Source organism: Streptomyces flavusporus, from assembly GCF_046267975.1.
In the GTDB taxonomy this organism is placed as follows: domain Bacteria; phylum Actinomycetota; class Actinomycetes; order Streptomycetales; family Streptomycetaceae; genus Streptomyces; species Streptomyces flavusporus.
The window spans coordinates 4,091,456-4,118,397 of record NZ_CP176503.1 but is presented as its reverse complement, the minus strand read 5'-3'; the positions used below and the strand labels follow the sequence as shown (position 1 = coordinate 4,118,397).

The 26,942-nt window shown below is 70.7% G+C and carries 28 protein-coding genes; 16 read left to right on the top strand and 12 right to left on the bottom strand.

The genetic code is table 11. From position 1 onward, the window contains the following. Nucleotides 1-13: 13 nt before the first annotated feature. Nucleotides 14-511: a DUF6668 family protein gene (locus ACKTSN_RS19455; protein WP_409470276.1), complete on the bottom strand. Its 498-nt coding sequence runs from the start codon at nt 509-511 to the stop codon at nt 14-16. A gap of 180 nt (nt 512-691) precedes the next feature. Here ACKTSN_RS19455 and ACKTSN_RS19450 point away from each other — a divergent pair, with 180 nt between their 5' ends. Continuing rightward, a complete protein-coding gene (locus ACKTSN_RS19450; protein ID WP_409470275.1) occupies nt 692-1,963 on the top strand; it encodes a tetratricopeptide repeat protein in 1,272 nt (423 codons plus the stop codon). Between the two features lie 76 nt (nt 1,964-2,039). Here the strand turns inward: ACKTSN_RS19450 and ACKTSN_RS19445 are convergent, their stop codons facing one another. Then, a complete protein-coding gene (locus ACKTSN_RS19445) occupies nt 2,040-2,285 on the bottom strand; it encodes a hypothetical protein (RefSeq protein WP_409470274.1) in 246 nt (81 codons plus the stop codon). Between the two features lie 89 nt (nt 2,286-2,374). Between ACKTSN_RS19445 and ACKTSN_RS19440 the strand changes: the two genes are divergently transcribed. Both ACKTSN_RS19440 and ACKTSN_RS19435 read left to right on the top strand, forming a co-directional pair. Further along, nucleotides 2,375-2,605 (top strand): hypothetical protein, encoded by a 231-nt coding sequence (locus ACKTSN_RS19440; RefSeq protein ID WP_409470273.1) that lies wholly within the window; start codon nt 2,375-2,377, stop codon nt 2,603-2,605. A gap of 41 nt (nt 2,606-2,646) precedes the next feature. Continuing rightward, nucleotides 2,647-3,717 (top strand): zinc ribbon domain-containing protein, encoded by a 1,071-nt coding sequence (locus ACKTSN_RS19435; RefSeq protein WP_409470272.1) that lies wholly within the window; start codon nt 2,647-2,649, stop codon nt 3,715-3,717. Between the two features lie 15 nt (nt 3,718-3,732). On the opposite strand, the gene ACKTSN_RS19430 is transcribed toward ACKTSN_RS19435, so the two are convergent. Further along, nucleotides 3,733-4,206, bottom strand: a complete 474-nt coding sequence (locus ACKTSN_RS19430; protein WP_409470271.1) for a VOC family protein — start codon at nt 4,204-4,206, stop codon at nt 3,733-3,735. 21 nt (nt 4,207-4,227) lie between these two features. On the opposite strand from ACKTSN_RS19430, the gene ACKTSN_RS19425 reads away from it, so the two are divergent. Continuing rightward, complete coding sequence (locus ACKTSN_RS19425) at nt 4,228-4,842, top strand: CGNR zinc finger domain-containing protein (RefSeq protein ID WP_409470270.1); 615 nt, start codon at nt 4,228-4,230, stop codon at nt 4,840-4,842. Between the two features lie 25 nt (nt 4,843-4,867). On the opposite strand, the gene rarD is transcribed toward ACKTSN_RS19425, so the two are convergent. Then, on the bottom strand, nt 4,868-5,881 hold the full coding sequence (gene rarD, locus ACKTSN_RS19420) for an EamA family transporter RarD (protein ID WP_409470269.1): 1,014 nt from the start codon (nt 5,879-5,881) through the stop codon (nt 4,868-4,870). A gap of 109 nt (nt 5,882-5,990) precedes the next feature. Then, nucleotides 5,991-6,845: an NmrA family NAD(P)-binding protein gene (locus ACKTSN_RS19415; protein ID WP_409470268.1), complete on the bottom strand. Its 855-nt coding sequence runs from the start codon at nt 6,843-6,845 to the stop codon at nt 5,991-5,993. A gap of 101 nt (nt 6,846-6,946) precedes the next feature. On the opposite strand from ACKTSN_RS19415, the gene ACKTSN_RS19410 reads away from it, so the two are divergent. After that, the gene (locus ACKTSN_RS19410) at nt 6,947-7,339 is read left to right on the top strand and encodes a winged helix-turn-helix transcriptional regulator (protein WP_409470267.1); all 393 of its coding nucleotides are present in this window, start codon (nt 6,947-6,949) and stop codon (nt 7,337-7,339) included. Between the two features lie 28 nt (nt 7,340-7,367). Here the strand turns inward: ACKTSN_RS19410 and ACKTSN_RS19405 are convergent, their stop codons facing one another. From ACKTSN_RS19405 to ACKTSN_RS19385, 5 genes are all read right to left on the bottom strand, one after another. Then, nucleotides 7,368-8,447 (bottom strand): 2-oxoacid:ferredoxin oxidoreductase subunit beta, encoded by a 1,080-nt coding sequence (locus ACKTSN_RS19405; protein ID WP_409470266.1) that lies wholly within the window; start codon nt 8,445-8,447, stop codon nt 7,368-7,370. Then, complete coding sequence (locus ACKTSN_RS19400) at nt 8,440-10,368, bottom strand: 2-oxoacid:acceptor oxidoreductase subunit alpha (RefSeq protein WP_409470265.1); 1,929 nt, start codon at nt 10,366-10,368, stop codon at nt 8,440-8,442. Before ACKTSN_RS19400 ends, ACKTSN_RS19405 begins: the two co-directional genes overlap by 8 nt. A 209-nt stretch (nt 10,369-10,577) precedes the next feature. Further along, complete coding sequence (locus ACKTSN_RS19395; RefSeq protein WP_409474867.1) at nt 10,578-11,237, bottom strand: LuxR C-terminal-related transcriptional regulator; 660 nt, start codon at nt 11,235-11,237, stop codon at nt 10,578-10,580. Nucleotides 11,238-11,348: 111 nt separating this feature from the next. After that, the gene (locus ACKTSN_RS19390) at nt 11,349-12,713 is read right to left on the bottom strand and encodes a sensor histidine kinase (RefSeq protein ID WP_409470264.1); all 1,365 of its coding nucleotides are present in this window, start codon (nt 12,711-12,713) and stop codon (nt 11,349-11,351) included. Nucleotides 12,714-12,862: 149 nt separating this feature from the next. Further along, nucleotides 12,863-14,068, bottom strand: a complete 1,206-nt coding sequence (locus ACKTSN_RS19385; RefSeq protein WP_409470263.1) for a sensor histidine kinase — start codon at nt 14,066-14,068, stop codon at nt 12,863-12,865. 202 nt (nt 14,069-14,270) lie between these two features. Here ACKTSN_RS19385 and ACKTSN_RS19380 point away from each other — a divergent pair, with 202 nt between their 5' ends. The 11 genes from ACKTSN_RS19380 to htpX all read left to right on the top strand — a co-directional run bounded on the left by ACKTSN_RS19380 (nt 14,271) and on the right by htpX (nt 25,025). After that, nucleotides 14,271-14,678, top strand: coding sequence for an NADH-quinone oxidoreductase subunit A (locus ACKTSN_RS19380; protein ID WP_129799316.1), 408 nt, complete (start codon nt 14,271-14,273; stop codon nt 14,676-14,678). Beyond that, complete coding sequence (locus tag ACKTSN_RS19375; RefSeq protein WP_409470262.1) at nt 14,669-15,295, top strand: NADH-quinone oxidoreductase subunit B; 627 nt, start codon at nt 14,669-14,671, stop codon at nt 15,293-15,295. Before ACKTSN_RS19380 ends, ACKTSN_RS19375 begins: the two co-directional genes overlap by 10 nt. Then, nucleotides 15,295-16,272 carry an NADH-quinone oxidoreductase subunit C gene (locus tag ACKTSN_RS19370; RefSeq protein ID WP_409470261.1) on the top strand — a complete coding sequence of 326 codons (978 nt, stop codon included), beginning with the start codon at nt 15,295-15,297 and terminating at the stop codon, nt 16,270-16,272. The genes ACKTSN_RS19375 and ACKTSN_RS19370 overlap by 1 nt, the downstream gene beginning before the upstream one ends. Then, nucleotides 16,269-17,237 carry a complex I subunit 1/NuoH family protein gene (locus tag ACKTSN_RS19365; protein ID WP_409470260.1) on the top strand — a complete coding sequence of 323 codons (969 nt, stop codon included), beginning with the start codon at nt 16,269-16,271 and terminating at the stop codon, nt 17,235-17,237. Before ACKTSN_RS19370 ends, ACKTSN_RS19365 begins: the two co-directional genes overlap by 4 nt. Before the next feature lie 2 nt (nt 17,238-17,239). Beyond that, nucleotides 17,240-17,836 carry a NuoI/complex I 23 kDa subunit family protein gene (locus ACKTSN_RS19360; protein WP_409470259.1) on the top strand — a complete coding sequence of 199 codons (597 nt, stop codon included), beginning with the start codon at nt 17,240-17,242 and terminating at the stop codon, nt 17,834-17,836. Further along, a complete protein-coding gene (locus ACKTSN_RS19355; protein WP_409470258.1) occupies nt 17,833-18,492 on the top strand; it encodes an NADH-quinone oxidoreductase subunit J family protein in 660 nt (219 codons plus the stop codon). The genes ACKTSN_RS19360 and ACKTSN_RS19355 overlap by 4 nt, the downstream gene beginning before the upstream one ends. After that, nucleotides 18,492-18,884 (top strand): NADH-quinone oxidoreductase subunit NuoK, encoded by a 393-nt coding sequence (gene nuoK / locus ACKTSN_RS19350; RefSeq protein ID WP_409470257.1) that lies wholly within the window; start codon nt 18,492-18,494, stop codon nt 18,882-18,884. Before ACKTSN_RS19355 ends, nuoK begins: the two co-directional genes overlap by 1 nt. Further along, a complete protein-coding gene (locus ACKTSN_RS19345) occupies nt 18,881-20,875 on the top strand; it encodes an NADH-quinone oxidoreductase subunit 5 family protein (RefSeq protein WP_409470256.1) in 1,995 nt (664 codons plus the stop codon). Before nuoK ends, ACKTSN_RS19345 begins: the two co-directional genes overlap by 4 nt. Nucleotides 20,876-20,881: 6 nt before the next feature. After that, nucleotides 20,882-22,456 (top strand): NADH-quinone oxidoreductase subunit M, encoded by a 1,575-nt coding sequence (locus tag ACKTSN_RS19340; RefSeq protein WP_409470255.1) that lies wholly within the window; start codon nt 20,882-20,884, stop codon nt 22,454-22,456. Further along, entirely contained in the window at nt 22,453-23,976 is a 1,524-nt protein-coding gene (locus tag ACKTSN_RS19335; protein WP_409470254.1) for an NADH-quinone oxidoreductase subunit N, read from the top strand. Before ACKTSN_RS19340 ends, ACKTSN_RS19335 begins: the two co-directional genes overlap by 4 nt. Nucleotides 23,977-24,161: 185 nt before the next feature. Then, nucleotides 24,162-25,025, top strand: a complete 864-nt coding sequence (gene htpX, locus ACKTSN_RS19330; RefSeq protein WP_409470253.1) for a zinc metalloprotease HtpX — start codon at nt 24,162-24,164, stop codon at nt 25,023-25,025. A 36-nt stretch (nt 25,026-25,061) separates the two neighbouring features. On the opposite strand, the gene ACKTSN_RS19325 is transcribed toward htpX, so the two are convergent. Then, nucleotides 25,062-25,463, bottom strand: coding sequence for a YccF domain-containing protein (locus tag ACKTSN_RS19325; protein ID WP_409470252.1), 402 nt, complete (start codon nt 25,461-25,463; stop codon nt 25,062-25,064). 192 nt (nt 25,464-25,655) lie between these two features. Continuing rightward, the gene (locus tag ACKTSN_RS19320) at nt 25,656-26,900 is read right to left on the bottom strand and encodes an APC family permease (RefSeq protein WP_409470251.1); all 1,245 of its coding nucleotides are present in this window, start codon (nt 26,898-26,900) and stop codon (nt 25,656-25,658) included. Between the last annotated feature and the right edge of the window lie 42 nt (nt 26,901-26,942).

Sequence of the window (26,942 nt, the reverse complement as noted above, 5' to 3'; positions counted from 1 at the left end):
AGCCCCCAGAGGATCAGCGAGCCGCCCCCGTCAGCCGGGCCAGCGCCTCGGTCTCCCGGGGCGGGCGCCCGCTCAGATCGCCGAGACGCCAGGACTGCACCCAGGGCACGCGGTACACGTCGACGACCGACTCGATGAGCTTGACCTGCTGTGTCAGCGGTCGCGGCAGCCGCCCCGGCGCGTCCGCGACCAGCACGACGGCGTCCAGGTCCAGCCCGGCCGGAGCCTGACCGCGCCGGAAGATCTCCAGGGCGTGCAGGACGGCCGCCAGCCCCGTCGCGTGCGTCCGGGCGACGAGCAGCACCGACGGCGGATCACCGGGGCCGGGCCAGTCACGCCCGCAGTCCTGACCGCCGTAGACCGCGGCCAGCGTGGTGACTCCCGCCCCGCCGTGCGTGCCGACCCAGGAGAAACGCCGGACCGTGCCGGAGGTGCGGGCGGGTTCCGGTTCCGGTACGGCCACCGGTCCCCGGATCCAGATCTCCGGCCCCTGCTGCACGCCCGTCCGCATGCCCGCTCCTCTCTGTCGTCACCTCATCGATCTTCACGGCTCGGTGGACGGCTGCGTGACAGGGGTACCCGTTCTTGGGACGAGCCTGTGACGCGCCGGTGACGCGAGCACCGTGGGGGAGCGGCGAGACTCGGGAGTACGGGTTCGCCGACGTGCGGACGCCAGCGAGTGAGGGAACGGATGTCTCGACTCAGCCGCGAGAAGAAGCGGGAACAGCAGCACCAGGCCGCCTCTGCGGTGTCGGCGATCGACGTTCACGTGCCGGGCGCCGGTAACGCCTCGATCGGCGGTGTCCCGGTCGTCGCCGCGCCGGGCGAGGAACTCCAGCACGCCGTCCTGAACCACCTCCACCGCGTCGCCCTCGCCACCGGCCGACCTGTCCTCGCCAGGGTCCACGACGAACGCATCGGCTACGTCGTCCCCCTTCAGGTCCACCCGGACGGCTCCAGCCGGTACACGGGGGAACCGGTGCGGACGGGGGTGGAGCCGCAGCCCTCGCAGGAGCCCGCGCCCGTGCCGCCGCACCCCTCACCGGACCCGGCACCGACGGCGCCACCGCACCCCCCGCAGCCCCCCGCCCCCGACCGCCCCACGCAGGTGTTCCGCACCCCCGCCGAGCCGCAGGCCGGCTCCGCGCCGACGTTCCGGATGCGGGCCGTGCCGGAGTCGTCGCCGTCGGGGGAGGTGGCGCCGACGTTCCCGCTGCGGGCGGTGACGGAGCCTCAGCCCTTGGGTGATGCGGTGCCCACCTTTCCGTTGCGGGCGGTGCTCGAGGGCGCCGTCCCCGGTTCGGCCGTCGCCGCGCCGACGGGCGAGTTCGGCCCGCCGCCGGTGATGGATGCCAAGCCGCACCCGGAGTCGTTTGCATCGCCGGAGTCGGACCCGGACCCGAAGCCGACCCCGCCCCGGGGCTTCGACGCCGTCGCCGAGGCCATCCTCGGTAACGCACCCGGGAACCCTGAGAACGCCGAGGAGCACAACGACCCTGCTTCCGCCGTCCTCGCCGAGCCGATCGCCCGGATCGGCGAGGCCGTGAAGGCGGGCCGGATCGACGCCGCGGCGGAGCTGGCCGAGCAGACCCTGGCGGAGGCGTCGGCGACGCTGGCACCGGAGCACCCCGAGCTGCTCAGGCTGCGCGAACTCACCGCGTACGTCGCCTACTTGGCGGCCGAACCGGTCCGGTCCTTCCGCCTCTCCCTCGACGTGGTGCACATCCACCGCCGCCTGCGGGACGCGGAGGCCGCCTACGGCAACATCCAGAGCGCGGACACCGCCTGGCGGGCCGTACGCGACCCCGCGCTCGGGCTGGAGCTGGGACGGGGCCTGATCGGCCTGTGGACCGAGCTGGTCACCGAGGGCGGCCCGGCCGCCGACGACATCGAGGAACTGGAGTCCGCCCGCGCCCGCATGGGCCGCCTGGCGAACCGGGCGGGACGGGCAACCGGAGCCTGACGCCGACGGGCCCCCAGGCCTGTCCGGTGCTCCAACGTCCGAAGGCCAGTGCACCTCCTAAGAGGTATTCCGTGATTCACGTGTAGTCGATCTTGAGGTTGTGGAGCACGGCGACGGCGCGGGCGGTGTTGTTGATCGTGTCGCCGCGCCTGCGGTGCTGGCGTAGGACCTTGAAGTCCTTGAGGCGGGCGATGGTGTGTTCGGTGCGCGCCCGCTGTTTGGCGAACGGCTTGCTCTTGTTGCGGCTGGTGGTGACCTCCGGTGCGCTGCGGTAGGCACCCTCCACGGCCACGCCATGGCCTACGCCAACGGCGGTCGGCACGAGCTGATCCAACCGCGCCGCATGCCGAAGCCGACCGTCCCGGACGGCAAGGTCCCCACCGGCAAGCTGACCGCCGCTGGCAAGCCGGCATGCGGAAGGGGGCCTGGTGGGACTACACAGGGCCGCTGGCCGTGGTGTTCGCGGGCGGCCCCGGTTCCCGCCGGGATGACCTCGTGCTACCCGTGCGCATCCCGCAGGGGCCGAAGCAGTCGGCGCGGGCAGAGCACTTCCTTGCCGACACCCGCCGTTGGCACAAGGTGGACCTCGTGCGCCGTCGCAAGGCGTCCGCGCCGGGCGGCTGGGCGTACGAGCACACCTGATGGTGCTCGGCCCCGGATACGCCTCCCCGGCAGTGCGGGAGATGCGCACCGAAGCTGCCGCGCTGGAGCGGGTCGGCGGCGTGGACGGCAACGTCTCCAACCTCTCCGTCGTCTCCTTCCCTGCCTCCCTGGGCCCGAAGGACGGCAAGCCGGAGTCCTCCGAGATCGTCCTCACGCCGGAGGAGGGGGCGCGCCTGGAGAAGGAGGCGAAGAAGCGGCGGGGTCGTGCACGGGCACTGGAACGTTCCCGCCGGGCCACCAACGCCGCCCAGTACGGGCTGTCCAAGCGGCAAATGGCCCGCGCCGAGCGCCGGGCCGCCAACGGCCTCAAGCCCAAGGCGGTGACCGTGCCGGGCGGTGCCCGCGCCGCACGGTCGGACGGGGTGCCGAAGCAGGCGTTCCGCCGTGACCGGCTGTCGGCCAACTACCGCCAGCTGCGCGCCCGCCAGGCCGAAGCCGCCGCGTCCGCCGCCGAGTACCGGCGTCATCGTGCCCGCGCCGTGGCCCGCGACATCATCGCCGCCCACGGCCCCCACCTCACGGTGGAGGACTGCGACATCCGCACCTGGTACCGACTGTGGGGCAAGCGCCTGTCCCAGACCACGCCGGGCATGCTCATCTCCGCCCTTGAGGTGGAGTGCAAGGCCGCCGGTGGCCGCCTCGTACGGGCCTCCACCTGGTCCACGGCCCTGTCCCAGCACTGCCTGTGCGGGGAGCGCGTCACCAAGACGCTGCGGGACCGGGAACACAAGTGCATCGCGTGCGGCCTGGCCGGCAAGCGCGATCTCGTGTCCGCCGCGCTGGCCGCCTTCGTGGACCTGACCGGCCCGGACGGCCCCTCCACCGCCCGGCTGGACACCGCCCGGTCACGGCACGCTCAGATCATCTTTGATGAAGGGCTGGAAGAGGCCCTGCGTGAGTCAACCACACCGTGCCAGAACACCCCTCGGGGTGCTGGTCGCGTGGCAGTCCCCCGCCAGCGGGTGACCTCTGCTCACCGAACCGCCGGACGGCGGGACCGAGCGACCCCGGATGAGCCGCGCCCCGTGCGCGACCACGCCGGAAAGCCCGGACCCCGCCCCGCGTGCAGTCCCCAGCTCACCCTTTGGTGAATGGCGGACCAAGTCTTAGTGCACGCAGAACTCGTTCCCCTCCGGATCCTGCATCATGACCCACTCCCCGCCGGATTCCTTCACCTCGCGCAGCACACTCGCCCCTAGCCCGCGCAGCCGATCCACCTCGTCGGCCCGCTGCCCCTGAGCGGGGTGCAGGTCCAGGTGGAGCCGGTTCTTGCCGGACTTGGGCTCGGGGACGCGCTGGAACAGCAGCCGTCGCCCCAGCCCGGTACCGCTGTCCCCGTCGACCGGGTCCTCCGGATGTCGCACGGCGACCAGATCCCGGAAGGCGGGCCGGCCGTGGAAGTCGACGGTGGCGGCGACGGGCAGGGCGCCCAGTTGCAGCAGCCGCTCGATCAACGCGCTGTTGTCCTCGACCTCGTAGCCGATCGCGGCGGCCCAGAAGTCGGCCTGCGCATGCGGGTCGTGGGAATCGATGACGAGCTTCCAGTGCACGGGTGTCGGCGCGTATGTCTTGTCGCTCATGTAACCAGTATTATTGGTTACATGAGCCAGCGTCCACCGGAATCGCCGAACACATCACCCGGCCTGACCCTGATCTCGTACGAAGGGACGCCGTACCGCTTCGACCCCGGAGCGCTCTGCCTGGAGCTGCTGCCCACCGGCGGGCCCGGAGCCTTCGCGCGCTTCGAGGTGCTGCACGAGCCCGCCGACCTGGTGACCTGGGCCGGTCACAGCCGACTGTCGGCCGGACTCGATCTCAACGTCACCGAGGACGAACTCGAGCGGGCCCGCGCCCTGCGCAACACGCTCTTCCTGCTCACCGCCGACCGAGCACACGGCCGCCCACTCCAGCAGCGCCACCTGGAGGTCGTCAACGCGGCCGCCGCCCTGCCCCCACTCGTCGCCCGCCTCACCCCGGACGGCACCCGTGCCTGGGCCCCGGGCGCCACCGGCACCCAGCTGCTGTCGACCGTCGCCCGCGACGCGATCGACCTCTTCACCGGCCTGTACGCCGACCGAATCCGCGAGTGTGCCGCCCACGACTGCTTCCTGCTGTTCGTCGACACATCCCGCCCCGGCCGGCGGCGCTGGTGCGCCATGGAGCACTGCGGGAACCGGGCGAAGGTCCGCGCGCACCGGGCCCGGAAGGCGCCCTGACCGGCCTTGTTCTCGACGTTCTCGACTACGGCTTGGCGTCCAGCCGTTCCGGTCCGGAGGCCACGCTCTCCGCGTTCCGTGCGGCGCTGACGGTGCCCGTCGCGATGGTGGTGCTGGGCTCCCTGGTCTCGGCCCTGAGCGTGCGGGCCGAGCGGCGCGCGGTGCGCAGCGCGTCCCAGGTGAGCAGCGTGAGCGCCAGCCAGACCAGCGCGAACCCGGCCCAGCGCTCGGGCGGCATGGCCTCGCGGAAGTAGAGGACACCGAGCAGGAACTGGAACACGGGGGCCAGGTACTGCAACAGCCCCAGCGTGGACAGGGGCACGCGGATCGCGGCCGCGCCGAAGCAGACCAGCGGGAGTGCGGTGACGACACCGGTCGTGGCGAGCAGCGCCGCGTGCCCCGCGCCCTCGGTGGCGAACGTGGAGCCGCCGTCGGCCGTCAGCCACAGCAGATAGGCCAGCGCCGGCAGGAACTGGATCGCGGTCTCGGCGGCCAGCGACTCCAGTCCGCCGAGGTTGACCTTCTTCTTCACCAGGCCGTACGTGGCGAAGGAGAAGGCGAGGATGAGCGAGATCCACGGCGGTCGGCCGTAGCCGACGGTAAGAACGAGAACGGCCGCGAAGCCGATCCCGACCGCCGCCCACTGCACGGGCCGCAGCCGCTCCTTCAGGAGCAGCACGCCCATCGCGATGGTGACCAGGGGATTGATGAAGTACCCGAGCGAGGCCTCGACCACCTGCCCGCTGTTCACGGCCCAGATGTAGACGCCCCAGTTGACGGTGATCACGGCTGCGGCGACCGCGATGAGCGCCAGCCGGCGCGGCTGCCGCAGCAGCTCACCGGCCCAGCCCCAGCGCCGTACGACGAGCAGGGCGACGCCCACGAGGACGAGGGACCACACCATCCGGTGGGCGAGGATCTCGACCGCCCCGGCGGGCTTCAGCAACGGCCAGAAGAGCGGGACGAGGCCCCACATCCCGTACGCCGCGAAGCCGTTCAGCAGACCTATGCGCTGCTCGCCCCTGGACTTCCCGGCCACGGCCCCTCCTTCGTACGTCAGCCCGCCTGAACGAAGGTAGCGCCGAGCCACCCCGCCTGTCATGTCCGTATCGCTATACGGTCATGACGGACGGGGTTCGCTGTGCCGGTCAGCCCTTGAGCGCGGCGGTGATGGCCTCGGAGAGCGGGGTGGTCGGACGGCCGGCCAGGCGGGACAGGTCGCCGGTCGAAACGACCAGCTCGCCCTTCTCGATGGAGGTGTCCACGCCCGCGAAGACCACGGCCAGCGGCTCGGGCAGGCCGGCGCCGGTCAGGATGCCGGTGAGCGCCTCGGTCGTGACCGCGTTGTAGGCGATCTCCTTGCCGGTCTGCCGGCTCAGCTCGGCCGCGTACTCGGCGAAGCTCCACGCCTCGTCGCCGCCCAGCTCGTACGCCTTGTTCTCGTGCCCCTCGCCGGTCAGTACGGCGACGGCGGCGGCCGCGTAGTCGGCGCGGGAGGCGGAGGAGACCCGGCCCGCACCGGCGGCGGCGACGACCGCGTTGTGCTCCAGCACCGGGGCGAGGTTCTCCGTGTAGTTCTCGTGGTACCAGCCGTTGCGCAGCAGCGCGTAGGGGACGCCGGACGCCAGGACCGCCTCCTCGGTGCCGCGGTGGTCGTCGGCGAGGGCGGCGGTCAGGCTGCGGGGGGCGCTGGTGTAGGCGAGCAGTGCGACACCGGCCGCCTTGGCGGCGTCGATGACCACCTTGTGCTGGCCGACACGGCCCTCGCCGAACTCGTTGCCGGAGATCAGCAGCACCTTGTCGCCGGCGGAGAACAGTCCGTCGAAGGTCTCGGGCGCGTTGTAGTCCGCGACCGCCAGCCGTACGCCACGGGCCGCGAAGTCGGCGGCCTTGGCCTCGTCACGGACGACGGCGACGACCTGGTCGGCCGGGACCTTCTCCAGCAACTGCTCGATGACGTGCCGGCCCAGGTGTCCGGTGGCTCCGGTGACGACGATGCTCATGAGGTGACTCCTGTGTACGGGTGAGTACGGGTTGGTATGGCACTCACCCTAGGAGCGGCGCTAACTATTGGAAAGTACCCACTTTGAAGTAAGGTACCTGCATGCTGGAGAGCGGATCGGAAAGTGACTGGAAGCCCGACGGCGAGACCATGTGCCCGTATCGCCTGGTCCTGGAGCACGTCACCAGCCGCTGGGGCGTGCTGGTGCTGATACGTCTCCTGGAGCGCCCGCACCGGTTCAGCGAGCTGCGCCGGGCGATCAGCGAGGTCCGCCCGGTCAGCGAGAAGATGCTCACCCAGACGTTGCAGACCCTGGAGCGGGACGGCATGGTGCACCGGGACGCCAAGCCGGTGATCCCGCCACGCGTCGACTACTCCCTGACAGACCTCGGCCGTGAGGCGGCGGAACAGGTGCAGGGGCTCGCGCTGTGGACACAGAAGCGGATGGACGACGTGGCGAGGGCGCGGCAGGCATACGACGAGGCCCGGGCCTGAGACCCGGGCCCCTGTGCACATACGGTACTCAGCCGACGACCGTCCAGGTGTCGCCGCCGGCCAGCAGTGCGGCCAGGTCGCCCTTGCCGTTCTGCTCGATGGCCGTGTCGAGCTGGTCGGCCATCTGCGTGTCGTAGACCGGCCGGTCGACGGCGCGGAAGACGCCGATGGGCGTGTGGTGCAGGGTCTCGGGGTCGGCGAGCCTGCTCAACGCGAAGGCGGTGGTGGGGGAGTCGGAACGGGCGTCGTGCACGAGCACCTGGTGTTCGTTCTCCGGCGTCACGGTGACGACCTTGAGGTCGCCGGTCTGCTGGTCCCGTACGACACCACGCGCGTTGTCCCGGCCGAAACGGATCGGCTGCCCGTGCTCCAGCCGGATCACCGCCTCCTCGGCCTGCTGCTTGTCCTTCAGGGCGTCGAACGCGCCGTCGTTGAAGATGTTGCAGTTCTGGTAGATCTCGATCAGGGCCGTGCCCGGGTGGGCCGCTGCCTGGCGCAGTACCTCGGTGAGGTGCTTGCGGTCGGAGTCGACGGTCCGGGCGACGAACGACGCCTCCGCGCCCAGGGCCAGCGACACCGGGTTGAAGGGCGCGTCCAGCGAACCCATCGGCGTCGACTTGGTGATCTTGCCGACCTCGGAGGTGGGGGAGTACTGGCCCTTGGTCAGGCCGTAGATCCGGTTGTTGAACAGCAGGATCTTGAGGTTGACGTTGCGGCGCAGGGCGTGGATCAGGTGGTTTCCGCCGATGGACAGCGCGTCGCCGTCACCGGTGACGACCCACACGCTCAGATCGCGCCGGAAGGAGGCGAGGCCGGTGGCGATGGCGGGGGCGCGGCCGTGAATGGAGTGCATCCCGTAGGTGTTCATGTAGTACGGGAAGCGCGAGGAGCAGCCGATGCCCGAGACGAAGACGATGTTCTCCTTCGCCAGGCCCAGCTCGGGCATGAAGCCCTGCACGGCGGCGAGGATGGCGTAGTCACCGCAGCCAGGGCACCAGCGCACTTCCTGATCGGACTTGAAGTCCTTCATGGACTGCCTGGCCTCGGCCTTGGGAACGAGCGAAAGCGCCTCGATCGTGCCCGTGCCTTCCGTGGACGTCTCAGCCATCGATGGCCTCCTTGAGCGCCGTGGCGAGCTGTTCGGCCTTGAACGGCATCCCGTTGACCTGGTTGTACGAGTGGGCGTCGACCAGGTACTTCGCCCGGATCAGCGTGGCGAGCTGACCGAGGTTCATCTCGGGGATCACCACCTTGTCATAACGCTGCAGCACCGCCCCGAGATTCCGGGGGAAGGGGTTGAGGTGCCGCAGATGGGCCTGCGCGATCGACTTGCCGGCGGTGCGCAGGCGGCGGATCGCGGCCGTGATCGGCCCGTACGTCGACCCCCAGCCCAGCACCAGCGTGTCCGCCTCGTGCGGGTCGTCGACCTCGAGGTCCGGCACGTCGATGCCGTCGACCTTGGCCTGCCGGGTGCGGACCATGAAGTCGTGGTTGGCGGGGTCGTAAGAGATGTTGCCGGTGCCGTCCTGCTTCTCGATGCCGCCGATGCGGTGCTCCAGACCCGGCGTGCCCGGGATCGCCCATGGGCGGGCCAGGGTCTGCGGGTCCCGCTTGTACGGCCAGAAGACCTCGCTGCCGTCCTCCAGCGTGTGGTTCGGGCCCTGCGCGAACTGGACCCCGAGGTCGGGCAGCTCGTCCAGCTCCGGGATGCGCCAGGGTTCGGAGCCATTGGCGAGGTAGCCGTCGCTCAGCAGGAACACCGGGGTGCGGTACGTCAGCGCGATCCGGGCCGCTTCGAGGGCGGCGTCGAAGCAGTCGGCGGGGGTGCGGGGTGCGATCACCGGCACCGGCGCCTCGCCGTTGCGCCCGAACATCGCCTGCAACAGGTCGGCCTGCTCGGTCTTCGTCGGCAGCCCGGTCGACGGCCCGCCGCGCTGGATGTCGACGACCAGCAGCGGCAGCTCCAGCGAGACCGCGAGCCCGATGGTCTCGCTCTTGAGCGCCACGCCCGGCCCCGAGGTCGTGGTCACGGCGAGCGAACCGCCGAAGGCCGCGCCCAGCGCCGCGCCGATGCCCGCGATCTCGTCCTCGGCCTGGAAGGTCCGCACACCGAAGTTCTTGTGCTTGCTGAGCTCGTGCAGGATGTCCGAGGCCGGGGTGATCGGGTACGAGCCGAGGAAGAGCGGCAGGTCGGCCTGCTTGCTCGCGGTGATCAGGCCGTAGGACAGGGCCAGGTTCCCGGAGATGTTGCGGTACGTGCCGACCGGGAACGCCTTGACGGCCGGTGCGACCTCGTAGGAGACGGCGAAGTCCTCGGTCGTCTCGCCGAAGTTCCAGCCCGCGCGGAACGCGGCGATGTTGGCGGTCGCGATGTCGGGCTTCTTCGCGAACTTGGACCGCAGGAACTTCTCGGTGCCCTCGGTGGGCCGGTGGTACATCCAGGACAGCAGGCCGAGAGCGAACATGTTCTTGCTGCGCTCGGCCTCCTTCCGGGTGAGCTCGAACTCCTTCAGCGCCTCGACGGTGAGCGTGGTCAACGGCACCGGATGCAGGTTGTACCCGTCGAGCGAACCGTCCTCGAGCGGGTTGGTCGCGTACCCGACCTTCTGCATCGCCCGTTTGGTGAACTCGTCCGTGTTGACGATGATCTCCGCGCCGCGCGGCAGGTCGCCGACGTTGGCCTTCAGAGCCGCCGGGTTCATCGCCACCAGCACGTTCGGCGCGTCACCGGGCGTGAGGATGTCGTGGTCGGCGAAGTGGAGCTGGAAGGACGACACCCCGGGCAGGGTCCCGGCGGGCGCCCGGATCTCTGCGGGGAAGTTCGGCAGGGTCGACAGGTCGTTGCCGAAGGACGCCGTCTCCGACGTGAAGCGGTCACCGGTGAGCTGCATACCGTCACCCGAGTCCCCCGCGAACCTGATGATCACCCGGTCGAGACGGCGGACGTCCTTGACGCCGGCCGCTTTGCGCTGCTCTCCCACGACGGCTCCGTCGGCCTGCTCCGCTTGGCTACTGACCTGGCTCGTCACTGAACTGGACCTCCTTCGAGGCGGCTGTCTGGGAGCGGCCTTCCCGCAGGCTCTCCCAGGACCAACCCTACGTCGGCACGGCTTGCCTTCCCTCGGTCATTCGCATGAAGAACCCTCGGTCATTCGCATGAAGAACACCGCTTGAGACGCGGCCCGTACCCCGCTCAAGACGCAGCCTGTACCCCGGTTGGATGCGCGGCCCGTACTCGTCAGGAATTCAAGTACGTCAGGACGGCCAGAACCCGCCGGTGATCCCCATCGCTCGGGGACAGGCCCAGTTTCAGAAAGATGTTGCTGACGTGCTTCTCGACGGCGCCGTCGCTCACCACCAGCTGCTTGGCGATGGCCGAGTTGGTCCGCCCCTCGGCCATCAGCCCCAGTACCTCACGCTCCCTCGGGGTGAGCCCGGCGAGCACATCCTGCTTACGACTGCGCCCGAGCAGTTGCGCCACGACCTCCGGATCGAGGGCGGTACCACCCTCGGCGACCCGCACCACCGCGTCCACGAACTCCCGCACCTCGGCCACCCGGTCCTTCAGCAGGTACCCGACCCCGCGGCTGGATCCGGCCAGCAGTTCGGTGGCGTAGCGCTCCTCGACGTACTGCGACAACACCAGCACACCGAGCCCGGGATGCTCCTTCCGCAGCTGCACCGCGGCCCGGACGCCCTCGTCGGTGTGCGTCGGCGGCATCCGCACATCGGCCACCACGACGTCCGGCAGGGCCCCCTCGGCGTTCAGATCCGTGATGGTCTTGATCAACGCCTCCGCGTCCCCGACTCCGGCGACGACCTGGTGCCCACGGTCGGTCAGCAACCGGGTCAGGCCCTCCCTGAGCAGCACCGAGTCCTCGGCGATGACCACCCGCACCCTGTCCTCCACGATCCTCGGCCCCCCATTGCCCGACTCGGCCCGTACGACCGGTCAAGCATTCCAGCTTTCGGACGGGGCGGGATCGCATCAGGGAGGGAAGACGGGCGCTCACCCCCGCCAAGGGAGTTCCGCGGTGATCCGAGTGGGCCCGCCCACCGGCGAGTCCACCACCAGGATCCCGTCCACGGCATGCAACCGCTCCGCCAGCCCGGCCAGCCCGGACCCCCCGCCCGCACCGGCCGCGGCTCCGCCCACGCCGTTGTCCATGACCTGCAGCATCAGCCGGTCCTGAGACCGCCACACATCCACCGCCGCCCAGCTCGCCCGCGCATGCTTGCTGATGTTCTGCAGCAGTTCCGACACCGTGAAGTACGCGATCCCCTCGATCGCCGGCGCCGGCCGCGACGCCAGGTCCACCTCCACCTGCACCGGCACCGTGCACCGCGAGGCGACCGCGGAGAGCGCCGCGTCCAGGCCGCGGTCCGTGAGGACCGCCGGATGGATCCCGCGCGCCAGGTCCCGCAGCTCCTGCAGCGCCGTCTTCACCTCACCGTGCGCCTCGTCCACCATCTGTGCCGCCGCCTGCGGATCCTGGCTCAGCTTCTCCTTCGCCATCCCCAGATCCATCGCCAGCGCCACCAGCCGGGCCTGCGCCCCGTCATGCAGATCGCGCTCGATGCGCCGCAGATCCGCCGCCGCCGTGTCGACGACGACGCCCCGGTCGGACTCCAGCTCCACCACCCGCGTCGCCAGCCGCGACGGCCCGAGCAGCCCGTGCACCAGCAGCCGGTCCACCAGGGTCAACGCCCGCACGATCCACGGCGTGGCCAGCGTGAACAGCAGCCCCACCAGCGCCGTCACCGTGATCTCGAACGGGTTGTCGAGATAGACGTGATGCGTCTCGTCGCCGTACAGCTGGAGCCCGTCCTGCCCGCCGTACAGGGGGAACAGCCAGAACCACAGCGGATACGTCAGCAGCGCCCAGCCGTACGCCCAGAAGTTCACCGCGACGACGAAGGAGAACACCGCCCACGGGAAGTGCAGCACCGCGTACAGCAGATGCCGCCACGACGTGCCGCTCTTCAGGACGGCGCCGATCCACCCCATCAGGCCGCCACTGCGTACCCGCAGCGGCTCCGGATCGGCCACCTCCAGCCCGAGCAGTCCGCGTGCCCGCGCCCGCTCCAGCGCCCCGAGCCCCCGGCACCCCGCGAGCCCCGCCGCCAGCACCGGAATGCCGAGGAACGTCACCAGCAGTCCCGCACCGAGCGCGAGCATCGTGACGGCGTACGTGAACATCAGCACGCCCATCGGCAGGCTCAGCAGCACATACGCGAACTCACGCCAGCTGCGCGCCTCGAACGGCGCCCGCAGCCCGGCCGGCAGCCGATGTCGCCGCTCGACGTCGCCCCCCACGCCCAGGCCGGACCGCCCGCTGTGAGGGCCGTACCCCTGTCCGTACTCCGTGGCCATCGGCCTGCTCCCCGTCTCCTCGTCCTGCTCGTTGTGCCTCGGCGGCGGTCGTGCCGTCGTATCTCCACCCTGCTGGGCGGCGGACGAGCGGACCATGGAGTCCGTCGGCGTCTCGAACGGGGGGTTTTCCCTACCTTCCGCGCCCGCGCCTATGCGCGCCGCGGCTGCCGGTCGCGCCAGGGCAGCTCGGCCGTGATGAGCGTCGGCCCGCCCCGCGGCGACTCGATGACGAACAGACCGTCGACGGCGTCCAGCCGCTCGGCGAGCCCCCGCATCCCCGTACCGCCGTCGAGGCGTGCGCCCCCGCGGCCGTTGTCCCCCACCTGTATGAGCAGCCGTTCCTCCGTCCGCCACACGTCGACGGAGGCGGACGTGGCCCCGCTGTGCTTGCTGACGTTCTGCAGCAGCTCGGAGACGGTGAAGTAGGCGATGCCCTCGATGGCCTCGGCCGGTCGCGACTCCAGGTCGACGGTCACCTGCACCGGCACCGTGCAGCGCGAGGCGACCGCGGAGAGCGCGGCATCCAGGCCGCGGTCCGTGAGGACCGCCGGATGGATCCCGCGCGCCAGGTCCCGCAGCTCCTGCAGCGCCAGCTTCACCTCGCCGTGCGCCTCCTCGACCATGGCCGCCACGTGTTCGTCGGCCTGGCCCTCCAGCAGCTTCTCCTTGGCCAGGCCGAGCCCCATCGCCAGATTGACCAGGCGGGCCTGTGCCCCGTCGTGCAGGTCACGCTCGATGCGGCGCAGATCGGCGGCGGCCGTGTCGACCACGACCCCCCGGTCCGACTCCAGCTCCGCGATCCGTCGCTCCAGCTCGTCGGAGGGCGACAGCAGCCCGCGCACCATCGCCCGGTCCGCGCCTGCCAGCCCGCGGGCTATGAACGGCAGCACCGGCCACAGCACGAACAGCGAGGTCAGCGTGATGACGAAGGTGAGAATGCCCCAGGGCAGCCGCATGAAGTCGTACAGGATGGTCCGCCAGCCCACCGGGTCCTTCAGCATCAACCACAGCTGCGGGAAGAACCCTCCGCCACCCCGCAACGGCAGCGGACTCGGCTCGTCCACCCGCACCCCGAGCAGCTTCCTGGCCCGCGCCCGCTCCAGCTTGCCCAGCTGCCGCGCGCCCATCAGTGCCGCCGCGAGCAGCGGGAACCCGATCACCGTGACGGTCAGGAAGGCGCTGGTGAACAGCGTCGTCGCCACATAGACGAAGCCCAGCAGCGACATCGGCAGATTGGCCAGGAGATGCGCGATCTCCTTCCAGGTGTGCACGTCGTAGGCGAAGCGGGGCGGCGGCACCCGGTCGTCGTCGCGGTCGGCGGGCGCCGGGCTCGAGGCGGGGAAATTCTCGGTCACATGGGCCAGCGTGCCCGGCGGCGCGCGGCCGCGCCATGAGGTGGACCGCCAGGTTCTGCTGAGGAAAACCCCACCCCGGCCGCTCAAGGCGATGATGAGCTGCTTACCGCCGCTTTAACAGGCCCTAGACTCACGTTGCGTACAGATATCGCAAGGTCATCGCAAGGTCATCGGATCGAGGTCAGGGAAGCGAGGGACGGACGTGCGGGAACCGACCGTCGAACGGACCGCAGTCGTCGCGGCCGACTACTTCCAGTCCTATTCGGTCGTCGGACTGCTCGCTGCCATCGGCGTGCTGTTCGTCGCCATCGCATTCGGCGCCGGCCGACTGCTGCGCCCTGTCGTCCCCACCCCCGAGAAGCTCCTGACGTACGAGTGCGGCGTCGACCCCGTGGGCGAGGGCTGGGCCCACACCCAGGTCCGCTACTACGTCTACGCCTTCCTGTACGTGATCTTCGCGGTCGACTCGATCTTCCTCTTCCCGTGGGCAACGGTCTTCGCCGCCCCCGGCTACGGGGCGACGACCCTCGTGGAGATGTTCCTCTTCCTCGGCTTCCTGGCCGTGGGACTGCTGTACGCCTACAAGAAGGGTGTCCTGGCATGGACGTGACGCCAGAAGCGACCCCCTCGGCGACTCCTCCCGAGCCCGTACTGCTCCCGGAGCCGAAGCGTCTCGGCGCCCTCGCACGCCTCGCCCCCGAGCCCATGAAGGTCGTCCTGAACTGGGGCCGCCGCTACTCGCTCTGGGTCTTCAACTTCGGACTCGCCTGCTGCGCCATCGAGTTCATCGCCGCGTCGATGGCCCGCCACGACTTCATCCGCCTCGGCGTCATCCCGTTCGCGCCGGGCCCGCGCCAGGCCGACCTGATGGTCGTGTCGGGCACGGTCACCGACAAGATGGCGCCCGCTGTCAAACGCCTGTACGAGCAGATGCCCGAGCCGAAGTACGTCATCTCCTTCGGCGCCTGCTCCAACTGCGGCGGCCCTTACTGGGACTCGTACTCCGTCACCAAGGGCGTCGACCAGATCATCCCCGTCGACGTCTACGTCCCCGGCTGCCCGCCCCGTCCCGAGGCACTGCTCCAGGGCATCCTCAAGCTCCAGGAGAAGATCGCCCGCGAGTCGCTGGGCGAGCGCTACGGTACGGCGCGCCCGTCGGCGGCCGCGCTGCAGAGCGGCCTGGTACAACCGCCGGCCGCGGCCGGCACCAGTGCGGGGGAGGCCTGATGAGCAGCACGGTCGGCTGGCTGCCCGCCCCCGCCGAGGAGCTGTTCGGTGCGGAGGCCACAGCCGAGGAGTCGTACGAGGTGCTGGCGGTCGACGTACCCCCGACCACCTGGACCGCGGCGCTGCGCACCGCCCGCGACGAGCTGGGCTGCACCTACTTCGACTGGCTGAGCGCGGTCGACGAGCCGGGCACGGGCTTCCGCATCTCGGCGCACGTCGTCGCGCTCTCCCCCGTACGCCGCCTTCTGCTGCGCACCACGGTCCCGCACGAGACCCCCGTCCTCGCCTCCGCCGTGGACGTCTACGCGGGCGCGGCGTGGCACGAGCGCGAGACCCACGAAATGTTCGGCGTCACCTTCGATGGCCACCCGGCCCTGGACCACCTCCTCCTTCCGGAGACCTTCGAAGGCCACCCGCTCCGCAAGGACTTCGTCCTTGCCTCCCGCGTCGCCAAGGCGTGGCCGGGGGCGAAGGAACCGGGAGAGGCCGCGGCCCACGGCGCCCCCAAGCGCCGCCAGATGCTGCCCCCGGGCGTCCCCGACCCGAACGAATGGGGCCCGCTCAAGGGCCAGCTCCCCCCGGCCCCCGCCCGTCCGGCGCGCGGCGCCGCCCGCCCCGCAGGCGAACGCCCCGCACGCCGCACCCGCACGGCCACGGAGGGTTCGACGAGCCAGCGCCCGACGCCCGCCTCCACGCCCGCCGAATCCCCACGCCGCGCGCGGAGCGCGAGCGAGGGGTCGGCTTCGCAGCGGGCGACGGGCGCAGCTGCCGGGCCCCGGCGTGCGCGGAGCGCCAGTGAGGGGTCGGCTTCGCAGCGGGCGGAGGGCGCGGACGCCAAGCAGACCCGGCCCGACACCGCCACCCCGCGCAGCTCCGACGCGCCGTGGCACCACGCACGTCCGGCGTTCGACGAGCGTGAGGAGAAGGACACGGAGCAGACCCCCGACCCCGAGGACCCCGCAGGAGGCCGGCAGTGAACGACGTGCTCGACGTCGCCCTGCGACTCCTGATCGTCTTCGGCGTGTTCCTCACCTTCCCTCTGATCGTCGGCCAGACCGAGCACAAGGTGATGGCACACATGCAGGGCCGCCTCGGTCCCATGTACGCCGGCGGCTTCCACGGCTGGGCCCAACTCGTCGCCGACGGCGTGAAGTTCGCGCAGAAGGAGGACGTGGTCCCGACCGGCGCGGACCGCCGTATCTTCCAGCTCGCGCCCGCCGTGGCCCTCCTGCCGTACCTCCTGGTGCTGCTCGCCATCCCGATCGGCCCCGGCGAGGGCGCGGTCGGCGAGGTCATCGACGCGGGCATCTTCTTCGTGCTCGCCGTGATGGGCGTCGGCGTCCTCGGCTCGCTCATGGCCGGCTGGGCCTCCGCCAACAAGTTCTCCCTCCTCGGCGGCCTGCGCACCGCCGCTCAGCTCCTCGCCTACGAACTCCCGATGCTCCTCGCCGCCGCCTCCGTCGCCATGGCGGCCGGCACGGTCTCCCTCCCCGGCATCCTGGACGCCTTCGAGTGGTGGTGGCTGCCCTGGCAGATCGTCGGCGCGATCGTCTTCTTCGTGGCAGGGCTGGCCGAGCTGCAGCGCCCCCCGTTCGACATGCCCGTCGCCGACTCGGAGATCATCTTCGGCGCGTACACCGAGTACACCGGACTGCGCTTCGCTCTCTTCCTCCTCGCCGAGTACGCCGGAATCATCGTCCTGTGCGGCCTGACCACCGTCCTCTTCCTGGGCGGCTGGCACGGCCCCTGGGGCGCCGACGGCCTCGGCTGGGTCTGGACCCTGCTGAAGACCGCCGTCCTCGCGTTTCTCGTGATCTGGCTGCGCGTGACCTACCCCCGCCTGCGCGAGGACCAGCTCCAGAAGCTGTCCTGGACCCTCCTCGTCCCCCTCTCCCTCACCCAGATCGCCCTCACCGGCATCGTGAAGGTGGTGATCCAGTAACCATGGCTCCGATCCCTGGCAGTGGCCTCGCCAAGGGCCTGGCCGTCACCCTCCGCACGATGACGAAGAAGACCGTCACCGAGCAGTACCCGGACGTCCAGCCCGACCTCCCGCCCCGCACCCGCGGTGTGATCGGCCTGTTCGAGGAGAACTGCACGGTCTGCATGCTGTGCGCCCGGGAGTGCCCGGACTGGTGCATCTACATCGACTCCCACAAGGAGACGATCCCGGCGGCGACGCCCGGCGGCCGTGAGCGCAGCCGCAACGTCCTCGACCGGTTCGCCATCGACTTCTCGCTGTGCATGTACTGCGGTATCTGCATCGAGGTCTGTCCTTTCGACGCGCTGTTCTGGTCCCCGGAGTTCGAGTACGCCGAGACCGACATCCGTGACCTCACCCACGAACGCGACAAGCTCCGCGAGTGGATGTGGACGGTCCCGGCCCCGCCCGCCCTCGACCCCGGCGCGGAGGAACCGAAGGAGATCGCCGCCGCCCGCAAGACCGCCGAGAAGCTGGCGGCCGCGCAGGCCGCGCAGGCCGCGCCGACGCAGCCGACCGAGCCGGCCGAACCCGCCGATCCGCAGGGAGGTGAGTCGTGACTCTCGCCGCAGCCGTCACGACGGCGCACGCCACGGCCACCACCACGGCCGCGGAAGCGCACGGCTTCCTCTCCCCGACCGGCGTCGAGATCGCCTTCCTCCTCGTCGGCCTGGTCACCTTCGGCGCCGCGATCGTCACCGTCACCACCAGACAGCTGGTGCACGCCGCCCTGTGGCTGGTGGTGACCCTCGGCGGTCTCGCCGTCGAATACCTGCTGCTCACCGCCGAGTTCATCGCCTGGGTGCAGGTCCTCATCTACGTCGGTTCCGTGGTCGTCCTCCTCCTGTTCGGCCTGATGCTCACCAAGGCCCCCATCGGCCGTTCCCCGGACGCCGACTCGGGCAACCGCTGGGCCGCCCTCACCGTGGCCGTCGCCTCGGCCGCCGCCCTGATCTGGGTCGTCGTCGACGCGTTCCGTACGACCTGGATCGACCTGGACGGCGCCCCCGCCGGCTCCACCGAGGTCACCGGCAAGGCCCTCTTCCAGAACTGGGTGCTTCCCTTCGAGGCACTCTCCGTCCTCCTCCTCGCCGCCCTCGTCGGTGCGATCGTCCTGTCCCGCAAGGCGAAGGCAGCCGAGTCCGACACCGAGAGCTCCCCGCCCGTCCCGAGCACCCGAAGCGCCCAGGGCAGTGACAAGGGCGGTGTCCGCTGATGCACCTCGCCTATCCCGCCGTCCTCTCCGTCCTCTTGTTCTGCACCGGCCTGTACGGCGTCCTCGCCCGCCGCAACGCGATCCTGGTCCTGATGTCGGTCGAGCTGATGCTGAACGCCGTCAACCTGAACCTGGTCGCCTTCGACGTCTGGCTCAGCAGGGCCGCCGAGGAGACCCTGCACTCCGGTCAGGCGCTGACCCTGTTCACCATCGCCATCGCGGCCGCCGAGATCGGCATCGGCCTGGCGATCGTCCTCGCCGTCTACCGCAACCGCGGCACCTCGGACATCGACAAGCTCCGCGACACCGCCGAGGGCCACGAGGCCGACGCATCCGCCGGCGACGCTGCCACGGCCGAGCCGGCCGCCGAGAAGGCTGAGGCCACCGCGTGACCACGACCACCCTCGCCGTCCTCGTCCCCCTCCTTCCGTTCCTGGGAGCAGCCGCGGGCCTGCTCCTCGGCCGCACGGCTCCCGGCTTCGTCCGTCCGATCGCCGTCCTGCCGACGCTCGCGTCGCTCGTGCTCGCCGTGCTGGTCGCCGTGCGCCAGGGCGGCGACGAGGCGGTCGACGCCGCGACCGAACTCACCCCCACCGGCTCGGTCCCGATCGAACTGGCCCTGCACATCGACGGCTTCGCCGCCCTCGTCGCCGTCCTGGTCGCGTTCGTGGCCACCTGCGTGCAGATCTACTCGACCGGCTACCTGCGCGACGACCCGCGCTACCCCTCGTACGCCGCGCTCGTGTCCCTGTTCACCTCCGCGATGCTGCTCGTCGTCTACTCGGGCGACCTGATGGTGCTGCTGGTCGGCTGGGAAGTCATGGGCATCTGTTCCTACTTCCTGGTCGGCCACTACTGGGAGACGCCGGAGGCCCGCGCCGCCTCCCTCAAGGCCTTCCTGGTGACCAAGCTCGGTGACGTTCCCTTCCTGATCGGTCTGTTCGCGCTGGCCACCGACGCCGCGTCGTTCCGCATCACCCGTGTTCTCGACACCGTCGCGAACGGCGGACTCGACCACCCGACACTGATCGCCCTGCTGCTCCTGGCCGGCGTGGCGGGCAAGTCGGCGCAGTTCCCGCTGCACACCTGGCTACCTGACGCGATGGCGGGCCCCACCCCCGTCTCCGCACTGATCCACGCCGCGACGATGGTCGCCGCCGGTGTCTACTTCATCGCCCGTCTCCTCCCGGTGTTCGAGGCCTCCCAGGCCGCGATGGTCGTCCTCGCCGTCATGGCCGCCGTCACCATGGCCGGTTCGGCCCTCGCCGCGCTGGCCCAGGACGACATCAAGCGCGTCCTCGCCTACTCGACGATCGGCCAGCTCGGCTACATGACCGGCGCCCTGGCCGTCGGCGACCGCGGCGCCGCCGTCTTCCACCTCCTCTCGCACGGCGCCTTCAAGGCGCTGCTGTTCCTCGCGGCGGGCGTGATCATCCACGCCGCCGGCACCAATTCCCTGGCCGCCATGTCCCGCATGCACGGCCTGCGCGACCGCGTTCCCGACGCCTACTGGACGATGACCGTGGCGCTCCTCGCACTCGCCGCGATCCCGCCCTTCAGCGGCTTCTTCTCCAAGGAGTCCGTCCTCGGCGCCGCCGAACACGTCACCACCGGCCACAGCGAGCACGCCCCCGCTGCCGCGGGCTGGATCGTCCTCGTCGTCGGCCTGCTCACGGCCCTGCTCACCGCCGCGTACTCCGTCCGCCTCTGGCTGCTCGCCTTCCGCGGCCACGGCACTGAGGCTCCGGACCACGGCAGGCAGCCCCTGACGATGACCGTGGTCCTGTGGGTGCTCGCCGCCCCGTCCCTTGCCCTCGGCGGACTGGCGTACCAGTCGCTGCCCGGCTGGTTCGACGGTGGTGAGCTGACCCCGACCCTCACCACGTCCGTCCTGGGCACGGGCCTGGCCCTGGTCGGGGGCATCGTCACCTACGCCGCCTGGCGGCACACCACCGAGCTGGCGGCCCGCGTGCCTCTGGGTGCGGTCGCGGCCCACCCCGAGGGCGACGCCGCGCAGGTCGAGGCCGAGGCCATCGCGAGCCACGAACCCGTGTACGGAGGCGTGGCCCACGCGCCCGACCCGGCGGACCCGGGACGCCTGCTGCTCGGCCCGCTGCACCGCCACGCGGCCGTCGGCTTCCATGTGGACGCCGTGTACTCGGCGCTGTTCGTCCGCCCCGTCCGGGCCGGCGCCGGTCTCGTCCGCTTCCTCGACCGCGAGGTCGTCGACACTTACGTGCGCGGCGCGGGTGCCCTGCCCCGCTGGCTCGGTGCCGCCGTACGGCGCGCCCAGACCGGCAATGTGCAGACCTATGTGAGCGCGCTGCTCGCCGGCACCGTCGTCCTGGTGGTCGCCGCCGTCCTCGTCGCCACGGGAGCGTGAGCAGGCGTGATCGATATCAGCGAGTCCGTGATGCAGTTCCTTCTGGCATTCATCGTCGTCGGCCCGCTTCTCGGTGCCGCCGCCGCTCTCCTGCCTGCCCCGCCCGGACTGAAGGGGAAGTCGCCCGAGCAGGCCGTGCTACGGCATGGCGTCACCGCGACCGGCGCGGTCCTCATCGCCGCGATCGTCCTCGCGCTCGGCTTCGACCACGACCGGCCGTCGAAGATGCAGGCCGGCACAGACATCAGCTGGATCCCCGCACTCGACGTGCGCATCCACCTCGGCGTCGACGGCATTTCCCTCCCCCTTCTGGTGCTGACCGCGCTGCTGACCTTCCTCTGCGCGCTCTACTCGTACTTCAGGATGCCCGCGGGCCCGACCCCGAAGGCGTTCGTCGCTCTACTGCTCCTCCTCGAGTCCGGCACCCTCGCCACCTTCGCCGTGCTCGACCTGCTGCTGTTCTTCCTCGCCTTCGAGATGGTCCTGATCCCGATGTACTTCCTCATCGCCCGCTGGGGCGGCGAGGGGCGGACGCAGGCCGCCTGGAAGTTCATCCTCTTCACGCTGCTCGGTTCCGTGGTCATGCTGCTCGGCCTGCTCCTGATCGGAATCACGGCGGGCACATTCGACATGGTGGCACTCGCCACTGACAACGGCCGGTCGCTGACCACATCCGTGCAGGTCATCGCCGTATTGGCGATCGGAGTCGGGCTCGCGGTCAAGACGCCGATGTGGCCGTTGCACAGCTGGCTGCCCGACGCTCACACCGCCGCGCCGACCGTCGGCTCGGTCCTGCTGGCCGGCGTCCTGCTGAAGATGGGCACGTACGGGTTCGTTCGAATTCTGCTGCCGGTTGCGCCGGACGGCTTCCGCACGTTCGCGCCCTACCTCGCCGCCTTCGCCGTCGTCGGCATCATCTACGGGTCCCTGGCCTGCCTGGCCCTCGCCAAGCAGGGAGCGAAGGGCGATCTGAAGCGCCTCATCGCCTACTCCTCCGTCGGCCACATGGGCTTCGTCCTGCTCGGCATCGCGACCATGACGCCGACCGGCGTGAACGGCGCGCTGTTCGCCAACATCGCCCACGGCCTCATCACAGGCCTGCTCTTCTTCCTGGTCGGCGCGCTGAAGGACCGCACCGGCACCACCGACCTCGACGCCCTGGCCGAACAGACCGGCGCCGCGCTGTACGGCAAGGCCCCGCGCTTCGGCGGTCTGCTCGCCTTCGGCGCGGTCGCCTCACTCGGCCTGCCGGGCCTCGCCGGATTCTGGGGCGAGATGCTGGCGCTGTTCGGCGCCTTCCGGCCCGCCGCCGACCTCAGCCGCCCCGCCTTCCTGACCTTCATGGCGATCGCCGCGTTCGGCACGCTGCTGACGGCCGCGTACCTGCTCGTCGTGGTCCGCCGGGTCTGCATGGGCGCCGTACCGCAGGACGCGCCCGAACTCGCCGATGTGCAGACCTACGAGTTCGCGGCCTGGACCCCGCTCGTCGCCCTCACCGTCGTCGCCGGACTCTGGCCGAAGGCCCTCCTCGGCCTGACCGACCCGGCCGTGCAGCAGCTCCTTGCAGGAGGCACCCGATGAGCTCCCTGGCACAGCCGATGGCCCAGTCCATGGTCCAGTCCGTCGACTGGCTCGCCATCGCGCCGCCCACCATCGTGGCCGTGGTCGGACTCGGTGTGCTCGTCGCCGACCTGTTCGTCGACGACGCCAGGAAGGCCCTCCTCGGCCGGGTCTCCGTCGCCGGACTCGCCGTGTCGGCACTGATGCTGCTGCCGCTCCTGGACGGCGACCGCTCCACCTTCTGCCTCACCGGTGACCCCGACGTCTGCAGCTATACGGCGGACCGTTTCACGCTCGTCATCCAGTTCCTGGTCCTCGGCGGCGCCCTCCTGGCGGCCCTCCTGTCCGTCACCGCCCTGAAGGACGCGCGCAGAGGACTCCCCGAAGGGGAGTTCTGGTTCCTGCTGCTCTCCTCGGCGGCCGGCGCCGCCCTCCTGCCTGCCTCCCGTGATCTCGCGACCCTGATCGTCGCCCTGGAGGTCGCCTCCCTGCCCGCCTTCGCCCTGGTCGGCATCCGCCACGGCGACAAGGGGTCCTCCGAAGCCGCCCTGAAGTTCTTCCTGTCCTCGGTCACCGCGACCGCGGTCAGCCTCATGGGCATCAGCTTCGTCTACGCCTCCACCGGCACCCTCTACCTCACCCAGATCGCCGACCGCATCCAGGACGTCGACGGACAGCTCGACACCCTCGCGCAGACCGGAGTCGTTCTCACCCTCATCGGCTTCGCGTTCAAGACGGCCGCCGTGCCCTTCCACTTCTGGGTGCCCGACACGTATGTGGGTGCGCCGCTCCCCGTTGCGGCGTACCTGTCGGTCGTCGGCAAGGCGGTCGGCTTCTCCGGCCTGATCCTGGTCACGGTGATCGCCTTCCCGTCGTACGCCGACGCCTGGGGCCCGGCACTCGCCGCGCTGGCCGCCCTCACCATGACCGTCGGCAATGTCGGCGCCCTCCGCCAGCAGGGCACGCGCGCGTACAGCGCGGTTCGCCTGCTCGCCTGGTCCTCCGTCGGCCAGGCCGGCTACCTCCTGGTGCCGATCGCGGCCGCCGCGTACTCCGACGACGCCGAGCAGTCGATCGGCTCCACGGTCGCCTACGCGCTCATGTACGCCGCCGTGAACCTCGGCGCCTTCGCGGTGGCCGCGCTGGTGGGTCGTACGAAGACCCTCAACCGCATCACCGACTACCGGGGCCTGCACGCCTCGAACCCCGTGACCGCGCTGCTGCTGGCCTTCTTCCTGCTGTGCCTGGCGGGACTGCCGCCGGGCATCATCGGCCTCTTCGCGAAGGTCACCGTCTTCTCCGCCGCTGTCGACGCGGGCCTCGGCTGGCTGGCCGTGGTCATGGCCGCCAACGTGGTGATCGCGCTGTTCTACTACCTCCAGTGGACGGCCCTGCTGTTCCGCGCTCCCGAGGGCGAGCCCGCCAAGCACCTCGTCCCGGCCCCCCTCACGGCCGCGATCGCCCTGACCGCCGCCCTGGGCATCGGCCTGTCCGGCGCACCCCAGCTGGTGCTGCGCTTCACGGACACCGGTCTCTTCTAGTACGCGGGGCAGGTCGCCGTCACCCGCACGGCCCACGCGCGCCGCCGACCGCGCAAGGGAACTCGTGGCTCACGCCTGGCGTTGTCCGAATCGGGAGGTTCCACTGGTCCTGTCACCACGGACCAGCGGGATCAGAGATCAAGCAAGCAAAGGGTTCCCCTGCTGCACCACTTGGAGGGCGTACCGTGCACCGCCGGCACAACGGGCTCAGGACCGCAGTACTCCTCGGGGGACTGTCCGCACTCATCATCGTCATCGGCAGCTTCTTCGGGCGTGCCGGGCTCGTCGCCGCCGTCCTGATCGCGCTGGGCACGAACGCGTACGCGTACTGGAACAGCGACAAGCTCGCGCTACGCGCGATGCGTGCCCGCCCGGTGAGCGAGTTCGAGGCGCCCGCGCTGTACCGCATGGTCCGCGACCTCTCCACGCAGGCCCGCCAGCCGATGCCCCGTCTGTACATCTCCCCGACGGAGGCGCCGAACGCCTTCGCGACCGGCCGCAACCCACGCAATGCCGCCGTGTGCTGCACCGAAGGCATCCTGCGCATCCTGGACGAGCGTGAACTGCGCGGCGTCATCGGCCACGAGCTGAGCCATGTCTACAACCGCGACATCCTCATCTCGTCCGTCGCCGGAGCCCTCGCCTCCGTGATCATGTTCCTGGTCAACTTCGCCTGGCTGATCCCGATCGGCCGCTCCGATGACGACGACGGCCCCGGCATCTTCGGCATGCTGCTGATTATGATCCTGGGCCCCCTCGCGGCCAGCGTGATCCAGCTGGCCATCAGCCGTTCCCGGGAGTACGAGGCCGACGCGTCCGGCGCCCAGCTGACCGGCGACCCGCTCGCCCTGGCCAGTGCCCTGCGCAAGCTCGAGGCCGGTACCAAGCAGCTTCCGCTGCCTCCCGAGCCCCGGATCGAGACCGCCAGCCACATGATGATCGCGAACCCGTTCCGTCCGGGCCAGGGACTGTCCAGGATGTTCTCCACGCACCCGCCCATGGCGGAGCGCATCGCCCGGCTCGAGCAGATGGCAGGCCGCCGCCCGTGAGGACGGCCCCGACCGTCATGGGCTGACCGGCGGAGCTCAGCGACCGCCGAACCTCTGGTCCGTCGGAACGACCTCACGTCCCAACGGCATGAGCGAGACCGGGATCAGCTTCAGATTGGCCCACCCGAACGGGATCCCGATGATCGACAGGAACAGCGGGATGCTGGTGATCAGGTGTCCCAGGGCCAACCACCAGCCCGCGAAGATCACCCAGATCACGTTCCCGGCGAACGACGGCGCCCCCGCATCCCGCCGCTCCACGGTGGTCCTGCCGAACGGCCACAGCACGAAGCCCGCGATACGCAGCGACGCGATGCCGAACGGGATGGTGACGATCAGGATGAAGCACACCAGGGCGGCGACGGTATAGCCGATCGCCATCCAGATCCCGCAGAAGATCAGCCACAGGATGTTCAACAGCAGGTTGAACAACTTCATGATCGGCACCTTCCAGGTCGCTGCCGGAACTGCCTGCCGAGACAAGTATCAGCCGGTCACGCCGTTCAGGCAGGGCCGCAGCATCCTTGTAGCGCGATCGGGAACGTTTCGGGACGATCTCGCAGTTCGTCCTGATGGGGAGGGTGATCCAACGCGCCGGCCGATGCACGGGCAGGCGACGCCGAAGCGCCCCTACCGCGCAGCCATCCGGCGCCGTGTGCCATACGCGACCACTCCCACCGCCAGCACACCCGCGCCGGCCACCACCGATGTCCCCGGCAGTGAGAACGCCAGCACGACACAGCCGAGCAGCCCCACCGCAGGCACCACGCGCGTCGCGGGAGCCGCGTCGAGCGTCCAGGCCGAGGCATTGGCCACCGCGTAGTAGGCCAGCACACCGAAGGAGGAGAAACCGATGGCGCCCCGCACGTCCACGGTGGCGGCCAGGGCGGCAACCACCACGCCGACCGCCAGCTCAGCCCGGTGCGGCACTTGGAAACGCGGATGCACGGCGGACAGCGCGCCCGGCAGATGCCGGTCCCTCGCCATGGCCAGCGTCGTCCGGGAGACGCCGAGGATCAGGGCGAGCAGCGAGCCCAGCGCGGCCACCGCGGCACCCACCCGCACCACAGGCACCAACCCCGGCACGCCGGCTGACCGCACCGCGTCGGCCAGCGGCGCGCCCGCCTGCCCCAGACCCTCCGACCCGAGCACGGAAAGGACGGCCACCGCCACGCAGGCGTAGACCGCCAGCGCGATACCGAGGGCCAGCGGGATCGCGCGGGGAATCGTGCGCGCGGGATCCCGTACCTCCTCACCGAGGGTCGCGATACGCGCGTACCCGGCGAACGCGAAGAAGAGCAGACCAGCCGCCTGCAGCACGCCCCCCGCGCCACCCGAGGCGCCGATGTCGAGGCGTCCCGCGTCCGACGCCTCGGAGCCCAGACACGCCACCACCACGAAAGCCAGGACAGCCAGGACCACGGCCACGATCGACCGCGTCAGCCAGGCCGACTTCTGGACACCGCCGTAGTTCACCGCGGTCAGTGCCACCACGGCCGCGACCGCCACCGAGTGCGCCTGCTCCGGCCAGACGTACGTGCCCACAGTGAGTGCCATCGCCGCGCAGGAAGCCGTCTTCCCGACCACGAACGACCAGCCCGCGAGATACCCCCAGAACTCCCCGAGCCGCTCGCGACCGTACACATACGTTCCACCTGAGGCCGGGTACCGAGCCGCCAGCCGCGCGGAGGACATGGCGTTGCAGTACGCGACCACCGCGGCGACGGCGAGCCCGACCAGCAGCCCGGAACCAGCCGCTTCGGCCGCGGGGCCCAGGGCGGCGAAGATCCCGGCCCCGACCATGGAGCCCAAGCCGATGATCACGGCGTCGCCCACGCCGAGGGTGCGCCGCAGTTCCGAACGGGGCTGTGTCATGTGCCGCACCCTACTGACCAGTGCAACCGACCCGTGCACACA

What these genes read in the sequence shown, in the direction of transcription:
- ACKTSN_RS19455 (WP_409470276.1), bottom strand. Translation starts at nt 511, where the DNA reads ATGCGGACGGGCGTGCAGCAGGGGCCGGAGATCTGGATCCGGGGACCG.
- ACKTSN_RS19450 (WP_409470275.1), top strand. Translation starts at nt 692, where the DNA reads ATGTCTCGACTCAGCCGCGAGAAGAAGCGGGAACAGCAGCACCAGGCC.
- ACKTSN_RS19440 (WP_409470273.1), top strand. Translation starts at nt 2,375, where the DNA reads ATGCGGAAGGGGGCCTGGTGGGACTACACAGGGCCGCTGGCCGTGGTG.
- ACKTSN_RS19435 (WP_409470272.1), top strand. Translation starts at nt 2,647, where the DNA reads ATGCGCACCGAAGCTGCCGCGCTGGAGCGGGTCGGCGGCGTGGACGGC.
- ACKTSN_RS19430 (WP_409470271.1), bottom strand. Translation starts at nt 4,206, where the DNA reads ATGAGCGACAAGACATACGCGCCGACACCCGTGCACTGGAAGCTCGTC.
- ACKTSN_RS19425 (WP_409470270.1), top strand. Translation starts at nt 4,228, where the DNA reads ATGAGCCAGCGTCCACCGGAATCGCCGAACACATCACCCGGCCTGACC.
- ACKTSN_RS19415 (WP_409470268.1), bottom strand. Translation starts at nt 6,845, where the DNA reads ATGAGCATCGTCGTCACCGGAGCCACCGGACACCTGGGCCGGCACGTC.
- ACKTSN_RS19410 (WP_409470267.1), top strand. Translation starts at nt 6,947, where the DNA reads ATGCTGGAGAGCGGATCGGAAAGTGACTGGAAGCCCGACGGCGAGACC.
- ACKTSN_RS19405 (WP_409470266.1), bottom strand. Translation starts at nt 8,447, where the DNA reads ATGGCTGAGACGTCCACGGAAGGCACGGGCACGATCGAGGCGCTTTCG.
- ACKTSN_RS19390 (WP_409470264.1), bottom strand. Translation starts at nt 12,713, where the DNA reads ATGGCCACGGAGTACGGACAGGGGTACGGCCCTCACAGCGGGCGGTCC.
- ACKTSN_RS19375 (WP_409470262.1), top strand. Translation starts at nt 14,669, where the DNA reads ATGGACGTGACGCCAGAAGCGACCCCCTCGGCGACTCCTCCCGAGCCC.
- ACKTSN_RS19370 (WP_409470261.1), top strand. Translation starts at nt 15,295, where the DNA reads ATGAGCAGCACGGTCGGCTGGCTGCCCGCCCCCGCCGAGGAGCTGTTC.
- ACKTSN_RS19360 (WP_409470259.1), top strand. Translation starts at nt 17,240, where the DNA reads ATGGCTCCGATCCCTGGCAGTGGCCTCGCCAAGGGCCTGGCCGTCACC.
- nuoK (WP_409470257.1), top strand. Translation starts at nt 18,492, where the DNA reads ATGCACCTCGCCTATCCCGCCGTCCTCTCCGTCCTCTTGTTCTGCACC.
- ACKTSN_RS19335 (WP_409470254.1), top strand. Translation starts at nt 22,453, where the DNA reads ATGAGCTCCCTGGCACAGCCGATGGCCCAGTCCATGGTCCAGTCCGTC.
- ACKTSN_RS19325 (WP_409470252.1), bottom strand. Translation starts at nt 25,463, where the DNA reads ATGAAGTTGTTCAACCTGCTGTTGAACATCCTGTGGCTGATCTTCTGC.
- ACKTSN_RS19320 (WP_409470251.1), bottom strand. Translation starts at nt 26,900, where the DNA reads ATGACACAGCCCCGTTCGGAACTGCGGCGCACCCTCGGCGTGGGCGAC.